The organism is Haloferax namakaokahaiae (assembly GCF_042663225.1).
In the GTDB taxonomy this organism is placed as follows: domain Archaea; phylum Halobacteriota; class Halobacteria; order Halobacteriales; family Haloferacaceae; genus Haloferax; species Haloferax namakaokahaiae.
Genome location: NZ_JBHTAA010000005.1, coordinates 813,330 through 824,987, shown reverse-complemented (window position 1 = coordinate 824,987; position 11,658 = coordinate 813,330). Strand labels below are relative to the sequence as shown.

Sequence of the window (11,658 nt, the reverse complement as noted above, 5' to 3'; positions counted from 1 at the left end):
GACGGCACTCGTGAACGAGTCCCGTCGGAGAATGAACGAGTACGTTGGCGAATGGCGAAATATCGCTCGCGCAGCGTGAGCGCACGCAACGACAAGGGATTTATTCAGTGCATCTAATCAAAACGTATGCCTGGACTGCTCTCCGATGCCCTCGCGTGGGTGGCGATTGCCACCTTCGTCGCTGGGGTCCTCCTCGCTGGCCGAAACCGTGACCTCGGCCGGAACGTGACGACCCTGGGATGGGTACTCTTTGCGGTGTTTTGGCTCCAACTTATTCCGCATTTCACGCTCGTACACAAGAGCTACATCGAGGGATTGCTCACCATCGCAGCAGTTCCTGCGTGTCTCTACACGGGGTTGCTCCTCTATCGCGGCCGCGACTCGCTGTTTATCCTCTCGCGTGCTGTTGCCGTAATGGGTGTCGTCTATCTCCCGTTCGAGACGATTCCTGCAATTTCGCTCCTCGGTACGACGATTCCGGCACCGCGTGGTGTGTTGATGGAGACGGTCGCAGCACAGACGAACTTCCTCATCGAGTCACTCGGGTACAACACGGAGATGATTCTCGGTGACGAAGGCTACCTGAACACGTTCTTGTGGATGCAAGGGGACCACCGAATCGTCGTCGAAGTCGTACTCGCGTGCACTGGTCTCGGTAGCATCGCTATCTTCGCAGGACTCATCGCCGCAGTCGATGCTCCGATGCGACGCAAACTGCGTGGTCTCGCCATCGCAGTACCGATCATCTACGCGTTGAATCTGCTTCGAACGACGTTTATCATCACGTCGGTCGGAAAGCAGTACTTCCACATCTTCGTCGACGAGGTTCTCTTCCTCTTCGGGTCGTCTGACCCATACCTGGTCTCCTTTTTCATCTCGGACCGTATCATCAGTCAATTCCTCGCCGTGGTCGCGCTCATCGGGATTACGTATCTCGTCGTCCGGGAAGTGCCGGAACTCCTCACAGTTATCGAAGACGTCCTGTTCATGCTCACGGGCGACGAGTACGATTTACGCGAGGAGCTAGGCATCGAACTCCCCGAGGATAGAACCGCCTAAGAGGGACTCAAAGAACTGGAGGGGTGCTTTTTCCTCGAACCGAAAGACTCAGTCGAAGTCGAACATCTCAGCAGGTGCGCCACCGAGTGCCGTCAACGCGTCTGCTTCCACGTGGTGAACTTCACCGGGAATGATGAGCATGTGGAGTGGGTCGCCGAAGTCTCGCTCTGCGAGGTCCTTCAGTCGGTCGGCCGCGACGACGGGGTCGGGGCTACCCGCTCGGCAGACGACGACGCCGAGTGCCTCGGGGTCCCAGTGTTCTGCGAACAGTTCGGCGGCGTAGTCCGCCGTCATGTATTCGTCCTCGTCGAGTTCGACACCGCGACGACCCTCCCATCCGACTTTGATATCGAGATAGACGAGCGTGTGAAGCCCACGTTCGCGGTTCGCTTCGAGCGAGTCTACGACGCTCTTCGGGACTGGGTCACCGCCGTGAACGTACGGGAACGGAAGTGTGACTGCCTTTCCGAAGCGATAGTTCTGCAGTCCCGTCAGGCCGCTTGCGGCGGACTGGGCGGTCACGCCGTGGACGAGATGGGTTTCGATGCCGCGCGCTTCGGCACGGAGGCGGAGGTCCACGTGTGTCGTCGAAATCATCGTATCGCCGGCCGTGAGAAAGACGACGTCTTCCTCCTCGGCGGCATCGAGAATCGCTTCTGGCTCTTGCTCGACGCCTGCGCGGTCCCGTACCTCGATGTCGATGTCGTGGTATGCTTCGAGGTCTTCGACAGTAGCGCCGACGAGGTGACTGGTGTAGAACTCTGCAAAGGCGCGGTCCGCCGATTCGAGTGCTTCACGTCCTTCGACGGTGATAGAGCGCTCGTCGTACAGACCGAGTCCAACGAAAGTGAGCATAGGCGAACTCTGTCGTGGGTGGTCATAAGCGACGTGAACTTCAGGACTGTGCTGTGTGGTGTTGTCAGTCAAGTTGTCGAAAATTGACGGCAGCTGTTGCCTCTCCCAGCAACGAGCAGTCATGCCCTGGGTACAGAATTATTCGGTCAACCAGTAGAGTTTGAGTATTCGAAACAGTGGGTCGGGTATTCGCTACTCCTACTCAGAATCGTAATGGGATGAAACAGACGACGCTTCGAAGTCGATACTCCGTGGCGAGCACACTGTCACGCGGGAACGATTTGGCGACGCAGAGTAGTCTCCGTTTTAATAGTTAGTTAAACGACACATTTTCGTGGTCGTTCTCGGAGTCTCTTCTGTTGAACGTGTAGCCGATTCCAAACCAATAAATCATGTTGTATGTGAACATATCCATTTCCTGATTTTCTAATGAAAGGTTCAGTTACATCGCTCTGTCTGCGAGTATATAGTGGATATCAAAGTCCAATAAGTGATACTATAGCAACATGAAAATCACGTACTTAGGTTCGGCGGCCCTCCTGGTCGAGACGAAAGATACGGACATCCTCTGTGACCCGTGGCTCGTCGATGGCGCGTACTTCGGGTCGTGGTGTCACTATCCACCGCGTGAGTTCGAGCCGGAAGACTTCAACGACGTAGACTACATCTACATCTCGCACGTCCACCCGGACCACTACGACCCGGCGACGCTCGACCGCATGGACACGGACATCCCGGTTCTCATCCACGACTACCGGTGGGATTACCTCCGGGACCGCATCGAAAACCAAGGTTTCGACGTGATCGAACTCCCACACGGCGAGCGCACACACCTGCAGGGTGAAACGCACATCAACATCCTCGCCGCCGACGGGTGCGACCCGGAACTCTGCGGGAATTTCTTCGGGTGTACGTGGTACGACGACCAAGCCGACACCTTCGGCTCGACCCAAGTCGATTCGCTGGCCGTTATCGACGATGGCTCGTTCACGATGGTCAATACGAACGACTGCCCGTACCCCATCGCCGAACAACCGTGTCGCCAAGTCAAAGAGCAGTACGGCCACGTGGACTTGCTCGCCCACCAGTACAGCGCCGCACAGTTCTATCCGCAGGCAATGGGGCAGTACAGCCACGAGCAGAAACTCGAAGAGCGCGACCGCGTCATTCGAGAGAAACACGAACTCGCACTCAACTTCATCGACCTGTTCGAACCCGACTACTACCTCCCCTTCGCGGGCGAGTACGTCCTCGCAGGTAAACTCGCTCACCTCACACAGTACACGGCGAACCCCCCGCGTGAAGAGGCGCGTGAGTTCTTCCTCGAACACGTAGACCGCTCGAAGCACGAACCGGTCTTTTTGAACGCGAACGAACACATCGACCTGACGACCGGCGAGCGCTCGAAAGAGTTCGAACCTGACGACAAAGAGGCGAAACGCGAGTACGTCGAAACCGTCCTCGCCAAGCGAACCTTCACCTACGAACGCGATCCCCACCCGACGCTGGACGAACTCAAAGCCCTGATTCCGAGTGCGTACGACAGCCTCGAAAACAAGCGGACGACGATCGGTTTCGAGACGGACACGCACGTTCTGGTTCCCTTGGTCGAAGACGAATGGGTCGATATCAGAATGAACGGCGGCGGCTACGAGTACACCACCAGCCCGGACCTCGATTACCTCGCCGACACCGATGGCTACGTCGTCCTCGACACCGACGACCGACTGGTTCGCCGCCTCCTCGACCACGACGACCACGCCCACTGGGCCGACGCGAAGATTGGCTCGCACATCCAAGTGTACAAGCAACCCGATATCTACGAACGCGGGTTGTACAACTGCATGGGTTCGTTCCACGCGTGAATCGCGGGAAAAGGCAGTGGAGAGGAGGGCGAACGTCGTGAGGCAGGTGCCTCACATATTCACGCTCACTTCGTTCGCGTGAACTACGGTCGCTCACTGTCGTTCGCTCCCTAGTTCAAATCCCTCCAGTCACTCATTTTCCGCTCACGAGAGGGCCGAGCACACGAGGTGCTCGGCGTGTAGTTCGCGTCAAAAAGAGCCGGTGGAGGAGATTGTGAACCTCACTCGCAACGCGGAGCGTTGCTCGCTGGCTCAAATCCCTCCACGCGAGGCTCTTCAACCTCACTGTGTTCGGTAGAAAGAGCCGGTGGAGGGATTTGAACCCTCGGCCTATTCCTTACGAAGGAATCGCTCTGCCAGCTGAGCTACACCGGCGTGGTGCGCTTCTGAGTGCATTATTTCGTACCCCGGTTACGTAATTAAGACTTGCGAATCGGGGGCGCGAGTGCCCGTCGTCACCACGGCTCCCTGTTTCGATTACGCCCGCTTCGTCAGGCGAACGTCGGCACAGACGTTGACCTCTTTCGGCGAGTACGACCGGACGACTCGCTCCGTGAGAACTTCGACGTCGTAGTCGGGTTCGGCCGCGGCGCGAATCCCTTCGAGACCCGGTCCGAACGGGTCGTCCTCGTGCTGAATGTCGTAGAAGTGAATGACGCACTCGTCGCCGGCGAGGCGAACTGCAGTGTCGATAAACTCGTTCGCGCTGTGCGGGAGGTTCATGATAAGGCGGTCGGCCCAGCCTTCGTAGTCGTCGGCAACCTCGCGCACGTCGCCCTGAATCGCCGTGATGCGGTCTGAAACGTCGTTGCGCTCGGCGTTTTCTTCGAGGAACTCGATTGCGGCTTCGTTCAGGTCACAGGCGACGACGGTGGCTCCTGCGGCGGCGGCCGGAATCGAATAGGGACCGACGCCGGCGAACATGTCGAAGACGCGCTCGCCCGGCGAAATCTGTTCGGTGATTCGGTGGCGCTCGGTGGCGAGGCGAGGAGAGAAGTAGACCGTCGCAATATCGAGGTGGAACTCGTGGCCGTACTCTTTGTGGACTGTCTCAGTGGAGTCGCCGTCGAGGACATCCCAGTCGCGGACGCGGAGTTCGCCTTTGATTTTGGAGGCGCGATTGACGACGCTGTCGGCTTTGATGTCGGATTCGACGATGGCGTCGGCAATTTCACGAGCCGTCTCTGGGTCGTCCTCGTCGATGATGACGATATCGCCGAGTCGTTCGTACGACGGTTCGTAGCCGAGGACGTCTGCGGGAGTGGTCTGTGTCTCGCGGAGCGGTGCGTCGTGGGTGACGACGTCGAACTCCTCGGGGACGCGCTCGGGTTCGGTGACGGGAATGTAAAGGACGCCTTCGACGACGGTAATCCGGTGTGAGTGGTCCAACACACCGGCATCGACGAGGCGTTGTCGCGTCGCTTCGCCGTCTTCGCGGGCGACGCGGACACACGAGACGTTCATACCCACTCCACTTTCTACGTCCGAGTAAGGGTGACGTTTTAACGCAGCCTTATATCCTCCTGACTGAGAAAGGAATAGGTATACCCCATCACGTCTGGTATGTAATCTGCCCGCAATACTGAACGGTAACTGGCCGAGTCTGTGGGCAGCCTCTGACTGGTCTGTCGGGTCTGTGCCGACTCGACAGGTCCCTCGAAATCGTCTCCTGTCGTCTTCGTGGTGAGTGCCGACTGTCGAGCGCGTTATCGACCCGGCGGTCCTCACGCGGTTCGACGACGTATCGACCTCCCACGGGTTTTCGGTGCTCTCTCATCTTCCTGATTCCGGGGATTCCAGACGATGCAATCTGCTTCGCCGGGTCTGCGGCGGCCAACCGCGAGAGTTTCCAAGCAGTCGTCGCCGTCACGGTGTTGTTGGCCGTCTCCGTCCTCGGCTATCTCTACCGCGACCCCTTGCTCGCCCAATTGACCGAGACGATTCCGAATCGCTGACGGGTCAGCGCGGGCGGTAGCATGAATATCGAGGACATCACAGAGTGTGACATGTGTGGGGGCCAACACCGGCAGTTCGAACACCATCGCGTCTGGCGCGCCCGCGTACCGACACCCCTCTCTGGACCGTCTCTCCGACCGGCGAACCAGTACCGTGAGTGGGACCGATGACCGCGGAGGCGCCGACGACTGCGCCGAACTCGGCGCTCGCGGACGCGGTTGGCATCGGCCGGAGCGAACTCGTCGGCGTCGTCGGCGCGGGTGGAATCAAACCCTTCCTCTACCGACTCACCGAAGAACTCGATGCCGTCCTGACGAGCACGGTGGGCATTCCGATATTCGACGACCACGTCGCGGCGCTCGCCGTCACCGAAGACCCCGTCTCCGCACTCGAAAACCACTCTCGCCGACCACTCGGACTCGTTCCCGCACGACAGTCGAACGAGCGATACCGCGGCTACAGCACAGAACGAGTCGATGAATTCGCGCACCTGACCAGTGACCAGGTCATCGTCAAAGCAGATGGCGCACGCTCGCGGTTACTGAAGGCCCCCGACGACCACGAACCACAACTCCCCGAGACGACCGATATTGTCTGCCCGTTGGCGAGTGTCAAAGCCGTCGGCGAATCGCTCACCGAAGCGACCGTTCACCGACCAGAGCGTGTCGCCTCTGTCACCGAGTGTTCGCCGGGTGAGGCGCTCTCGCCGTGGGATATCGCGTCGGTCATCGCCAGCCACGACGGCGGATTGAAATGCGTTCCACGGACGGCCCGGGTCGTGCCGGTACTGACGATGGTCGAAACGGCGAGTGACGAGATGGTCGCCGACCGAATCGCCGGGTGGGTGCGCGAACACCCGCGAGTCGAACGCGTCGTCGCCGTGGACCTCACCGAGTCCGACCCAGTTCGAGAAGTGTACTGAGTCGTCGAAACCGGGTACTAAGCCGTCGAAGACCGGTATTGAGTCGCCAAACGCAGGCTACCGAGCGGTCTTTCGCCCCGTCAACTCACCGAGGACGAGTTCGAGCGGAACGAGTTCGATGTCCGCGATGTCTTCGTCGAAGACGCGAAGCGGGCGATAGACCGTGTTCAGTGTCGTGTCGTCCGGCAGTTCGTCGTCCGGCAATCGGTGAATCTCACCGCGGGCGACGATGCTCCACGAGTCTTCGCCCTCGTCGCCGTAGCTGGTGAAGGTGGCTTCGTCGGTCGATTCGACGAACTCGAACTTCTCGCTGTGCCCGTCGTCCGAGAGTCGAAAGAGCAAGCGGCCGCCTGCGCGGTCGTAGTGGACGTGAACGGGAATCGCGTAGGCGCGGCCGTCGGCCGCGAGCGAGAGGACGCCAGCGTCGGCGCGTTGCAGACGGGTCGCAATCTCGTCGTCGTCCATTCCCACGGTGTAGACGTATCTGACGTTCTCCATACGTACAGTTCGCGCCCGCGACACATGAACAGGTGGTCAGAAAGAGGTGGTCAGAGTCTCCGAAACTGACTCACTCGATGGGGATGTGACTCCCGCCGGTTCGGTCGTCGCTCCCGACGAAGGGGCGTTCGTCGAGGACGAGACAGAGCGTGAGCGGTTCGCCGTCGCGCAGGACATCGACCGCGACGGGTTCGCTCGGATTCGTCTCGGTGATGAGATAGCGCATCAACTCCTCGTGGGTGCGAATCGGCCGCCCTTCGATGGCGACGATGACGTCGCCGCCCACGGGGATGCGCATACCGTGGACTTCGACCGCGTCCGTACAGCCACGCAGGCCGTCGTCAGACGCGTCTCCACGGCCGAAATCGACGACGAGCACGCCGGTCGGTGCGGCCACGTCGTTGACCGCTGCAATCGTCGGCGTCACGTCGAGCGTCCGCGCGCGGAGGTACGAGTGGCGGTAGCGCCCGTCCGTGACGAGGCTCGGGAGGATGTGTTGGGCGATGATTGGCGAGACGGCAAAGCCGATGTTGTCGCCCGACTTCGCTCGGTTGACGCCGACGACTTCGTAGGTCGGGTCGTCGCTCTCCGCCGCGGCGACGACGCCGACGAGGGGGCCGCCCGAATTTCCGGGGTTGATTGGCGCGTCGGTCTGCACCACGTCGGGGATGGCAAAGCCGTTGGAGGTCGGCAGCGAGCGATTCGCGCCGGAGACGATACCCGCCGAAATCGACCCGTCGAGACCGAGGGGATTGCCGAGGGCCGCGACGTGGCGGCCGGGTGCGGGGTTGTCGGTGGCGAGCGTCAGCGGCGACGCGTCGGCGGGGAGGTCGGGAACGGCGATGACTGCCAAGTCGGTGTAGGCGTCCGAGCCGACGACTTCGCCGACTCGCCACGACCCGTCGGCGAATCGGAGTTCGACGCGGTCGTCGGCGGTCGCCAGACGGGCGACGTGCTCGTTGGTGACGAGGTGTTGGTCGTCGTAGACGAAGGCGCTTCCCGCGCCTCCGGTACTGCGCCGCCGCCCGTTGACGTAGACGGAGACGACAGAGGGAATCACCTCACGGTACAGTCGTTCGAGGTCGATGTGTGTCATGATACGGCGGCGGCAACGCGGGTGCGTCCGCATCCACCGTCGCTTACCTGACGTTAGTGCCGAGCGAATTTGAGCATGTCGCGTGGTGACACGAGACAATCACGTCGGATACGATGAATGTGACTGCCGGAACGCCACGGCGAATGGTGCACGGAAGACTGGCCTTTATTAATTATTGTAGTAAATATCGGGGTGACCATGGGAGCACTCGACGTACACGAGGACATGCAGCGACTCATCGATAGCGGCGTCGTCGCGGTGATGCGCGGTGCCGACGCCGACACCATCATCGAAGTCGCCGACGCCCTCAACGAGGGTGGCGTGACCGCCTACGAAATCACCGCCGACAACCCGAACGCGATGGACCTCATCGGCGAGGTGTCGGCGTCCTTCTCCGACGACGAGGCCATCGTCGGCGCAGGAACCGTCCTCGACGAACCCACCGCGACCGCCGCGATTCAGTCGGGCGCGGAGTTCGTCGTCGGCCCGAACTTCGACGAAGGCGTCGTCGAGGCCTGCAATCGGTACGGAACGCTCGTCGCACCCGGCATCGCAACGCCCACCGAGGCGGTCAACGCCTACAGCGCCGGCGCTGACTTCGTGAAAGTATTCCCCGCCTCGTCGTTCGGCCCGGGCCACCTCAAGAGCATTCACGGCCCACTGCCGCAGATTCCGTTGATGCCGACCGGCGGCATCGGTCTCGACAACGTCGCCGACTACATCGAAGCGGGCGCAATCGTCGTCGGCGCTGGCGGTGCCATCATGGACGACGAAGCCATCGCAAACGGCGACTTCGAGACGATTACCGAGACGGCCCGGGAGTTCTCCGAAACCATCGACGCCGCCCGAGAGTAACCTGCGATACGGTCTTTACGTTTCGTCAGCGTCGAACGCCGAATACGGCCGCTTGTGGGTGTTCCGAATCAAATCCTCGTCCGAGACTTGGAGACCGAGTTCGTCTAACTCCTCGCCGATGCGACTCAGGTCGTCACCATCGACGCCGATCCCGTGAACGAGGACGTTTCCCCGTCCGGTCACCACTTCTTGGACTTCGACGACGCCGGGAACGTTGGCGGCCGCCGCTGCGAGTTCTTCGCGCTCCGGAATCGGGGCCGTACAGACGATGAGTGTGAAGAGTTGGTAGCCCGTCGTCTCGTAGTCCACGTCGGCGTGATAGCCGCGAATCACGCCGTCGGCTTCCAACTGCTGGATGCGGTTTCGGACGGTGCTCGCCGACACATCGTGTTCGGACGCGATATCGCTCGACGACGTGTGTCTGGCCTCGGATTGGAGGGTGTACAAAATCTGTTTGTCTAAGGCGTCTAACTCTCGCGTCGTCATCGTTCGATTCCTTTTGGAGCGATATCATTAACTCTGGCCCAATCCGATATCGAAAACACAGAATATCCTCGACTAATTACGAATCTGGTAACTAATCATTTAAAATGGAGGACAATCACTGGCTTTTACCGTGTCGAGACACAAGCGGCCGGCACCAACGCCCAATGACCCCGATTGAAATCGGTCTTCGACTCGTCGCTGGTGTGTTGCTCATCCTCGCCAACGGCTTCTTCGTCGCCATCGAGTTTGGGCTGACTCGCGCGCGGCAGTTCACCAAAGACGAGTTCGTCGATGGTGATTCGAGGCTCGAACGCGCGTGGGAGATGACACAGGACCTCGAACTGTACCTGACGACCTGTCAGGTCGGAATTACGGCGTCGAGCATCGCGGTCGGTATCGTCGCCGAACCCGCGCTCGCCGTGCTGTTCGAGCCACTGTTCGCGGGAACGACGCTCGCCACAATCGGCGTCGGCGCCTTTATCGCCTATCTCATCATCAACCTCATCCACCTGACCCACGGTGAACAGACGCCGACGTACCTCGGCGTCGAGCGCTCGCAGATGGTGTGCCGGTACGGTGCCACGCCGCTCTACTGGTTCTACGTCATCATCTCGCCGCTCATCAAACTCGGCGACTGGGTGGCGAAGTGGACCCTTCGCCTGTTCGGCATCGAGATGAGCGGGGCGTGGCTCGAAGCCGAAGAAGACGCCATCGAGTCGCGGGCGCAACTCCGGAACCGACTGAGTTCGCTCCTCGAACAGGGCGAGGTCTCCGGCGAGCGCCACGACGAAGTGTTGAACGCACTGGAAGTGGGAACGACCGACGTGCGCGAGGTGATGGTCGGCGCGGACGACATCGTCTCGCTCTCGACGGCGTGCTCTGTCGAAGAGAATCTCACGCGTGTCTCCGAGACGCCGCACACTCGCTACCCGCTCGTCGGCGCGGATGCCGACGAGTTCGTGGGAACCGTCTACGTTCCGAGCGTCGTGGACCAAATGGACGAGTTGAAAGCCGGAACGGTGGACTTCGAGACGATTGCCGCGCCGCCGATGACCGTCTCCGCCGACACCCCTGTCAGCGACGCTATCGACCAGTTCCAAGCAGAGCGACAGGAACTCGCACTCGTGATGTCGGACGGCGACGTCGTCGGCCTGCTCACGGTCACCGACGCGCTCGAAACGGTCGTGGGCGAATTCGAAGACCCACTGGACCGGCCGACGCGTTCGACCCGCGGGAGTACGAACCCCGCGTAGATCCGGCGTCGCTACCGAATCGATTTCACACGAGATGCGAACCGCTCGGGCACCAGTTCGGTGAGTCGCTCGGTGTTCGAGTCTCCGTTCGCGGCGACGAGGTAGGCCACGCCGTCGTCGTCGCCGTAGGCTCGCTGGAAGTCGTAGACGAACCCCCAGCAGTTGGTCTCTATCGGAACTTCCGGACTCTCGTCGAGGAACACCACCTGCCGGACGACGGCGTACTCCACGAGCCGATTGATGGCGACGTCTCTCGGCGTCTGTGCGTCGTAGATATCCAACTCGCGGGCCTCTTCGACCAGCGGGACGAGACGCGAAATCGCCGCTTCGACGGCGGGCGGAGCCTCCTCGGGGCCTTCACCGTTCACCGCGTCGAATGCGGCAGCCACCGCCCCGCATCCGGTGTGGCCGAGGACGACGATATCCGAGACGCCGAGCGACGAGACGGCGTAGCCGACGGCGTCGTTGACGACGAGTTCGCCCTCGACGTGGGTCCACGCCTGGTTGCCGACGTTGACAGACTTGAACAGTTCGCTGGCTTTGTCGATGTTCCAGACGGCTTCGACCGCCACGCGAGAGTCTGAACACCCGATAGAGACGATACGTGGGTGCTGTTCGCCCCGATGACCTTTGAAGTGGTCCGCTTCGAGTCGTTCGACGTGGCGCTCGTTGCCGGCTAAGAGCGACGCCAGTATCGAATTCGTCATTGACTAGAACACTCGTTCTGTGTTAGTAAATACCAAGGACGGACTCGGGGTTCTCCCATCGACTGCCCGATTGGCCGTTAAAAAGGGAACGAGTCGGCAGTCGGAT

General features: G+C 60.7%; 11 protein-coding genes and 1 tRNA gene. 5 read left to right on the top strand and 7 right to left on the bottom strand.

The features are described from left to right. The first annotated feature begins 126 nt into the window (after positions 1-126). Positions 127-1,059 (top strand): archaeosortase A, encoded by a 933-nt coding sequence (gene artA / locus ACFQJC_RS11790; protein WP_390223698.1) that lies wholly within the window; start codon positions 127-129, stop codon positions 1,057-1,059. A gap of 48 nt (positions 1,060-1,107) precedes the next feature. Here artA and dph5 read toward each other — a convergent pair whose 3' ends face one another. Next, positions 1,108-1,914: a diphthine synthase gene (dph5, locus tag ACFQJC_RS11785; RefSeq protein WP_390223696.1), complete on the bottom strand. Its 807-nt coding sequence runs from the start codon at positions 1,912-1,914 to the stop codon at positions 1,108-1,110. A 506-nt stretch (positions 1,915-2,420) separates the two neighbouring features. Here dph5 and ACFQJC_RS11780 point away from each other — a divergent pair. Continuing rightward, positions 2,421-3,779, top strand: a complete 1,359-nt coding sequence (locus ACFQJC_RS11780; protein WP_390223694.1) for an MBL fold metallo-hydrolase — start codon at positions 2,421-2,423, stop codon at positions 3,777-3,779. 302 nt (positions 3,780-4,081) lie between these two features. Here the strand turns inward: ACFQJC_RS11780 and ACFQJC_RS11775 are convergent. Together ACFQJC_RS11775 and ACFQJC_RS11770 are read right to left on the bottom strand one after the other, a co-directional pair. Beyond that, positions 4,082-4,154: transfer RNA gene (locus ACFQJC_RS11775), tRNA-Thr, on the bottom strand. 102 nt (positions 4,155-4,256) lie between these two features. Then, the gene (locus ACFQJC_RS11770; protein WP_390223692.1) at positions 4,257-5,243 is read right to left on the bottom strand and encodes a class I SAM-dependent methyltransferase; all 987 of its coding nucleotides are present in this window, start codon (positions 5,241-5,243) and stop codon (positions 4,257-4,259) included. 658 nt (positions 5,244-5,901) lie between these two features. Here ACFQJC_RS11770 and yqeC point away from each other — a divergent pair. Next, on the top strand, positions 5,902-6,657 hold the full coding sequence (yqeC, locus tag ACFQJC_RS11765; protein WP_390223690.1) for a selenium cofactor biosynthesis protein YqeC: 756 nt from the start codon (positions 5,902-5,904) through the stop codon (positions 6,655-6,657). Positions 6,658-6,714: 57 nt separating this feature from the next. On the opposite strand, the gene ACFQJC_RS11760 is transcribed toward yqeC, so the two are convergent. Together ACFQJC_RS11760 and ACFQJC_RS11755 are read right to left on the bottom strand one after the other, a co-directional pair. Continuing rightward, positions 6,715-7,155, bottom strand: coding sequence for a pyridoxamine 5'-phosphate oxidase family protein (locus ACFQJC_RS11760; protein ID WP_390223688.1), 441 nt, complete (start codon positions 7,153-7,155; stop codon positions 6,715-6,717). A gap of 70 nt (positions 7,156-7,225) precedes the next feature. Further along, entirely contained in the window at positions 7,226-8,254 is a 1,029-nt protein-coding gene (locus ACFQJC_RS11755; protein ID WP_390225601.1) for a S1C family serine protease, read from the bottom strand. A gap of 195 nt (positions 8,255-8,449) precedes the next feature. Here ACFQJC_RS11755 and ACFQJC_RS11750 point away from each other — a divergent pair, with 195 nt between their 5' ends. Then, positions 8,450-9,106 carry a bifunctional 4-hydroxy-2-oxoglutarate aldolase/2-dehydro-3-deoxy-phosphogluconate aldolase gene (locus tag ACFQJC_RS11750; protein ID WP_390223687.1) on the top strand — a complete coding sequence of 219 codons (657 nt, stop codon included), beginning with the start codon at positions 8,450-8,452 and terminating at the stop codon, positions 9,104-9,106. A 15-nt stretch (positions 9,107-9,121) separates the two neighbouring features. On the opposite strand, the gene ACFQJC_RS11745 is transcribed toward ACFQJC_RS11750, so the two are convergent. Beyond that, positions 9,122-9,592, bottom strand: a complete 471-nt coding sequence (locus tag ACFQJC_RS11745; protein ID WP_390223685.1) for an Lrp/AsnC family transcriptional regulator — start codon at positions 9,590-9,592, stop codon at positions 9,122-9,124. A gap of 164 nt (positions 9,593-9,756) precedes the next feature. On the opposite strand from ACFQJC_RS11745, the gene ACFQJC_RS11740 reads away from it, so the two are divergent. After that, entirely contained in the window at positions 9,757-10,845 is a 1,089-nt protein-coding gene (locus ACFQJC_RS11740) for a hemolysin family protein (RefSeq protein WP_390223683.1), read from the top strand. Positions 10,846-10,856: 11 nt separating this feature from the next. Here the strand turns inward: ACFQJC_RS11740 and ACFQJC_RS11735 are convergent, their stop codons facing one another. Next, positions 10,857-11,552 (bottom strand): carbonic anhydrase, encoded by a 696-nt coding sequence (locus ACFQJC_RS11735; RefSeq protein ID WP_390223681.1) that lies wholly within the window; start codon positions 11,550-11,552, stop codon positions 10,857-10,859. Positions 11,553-11,658 lie beyond the last annotated feature (106 nt).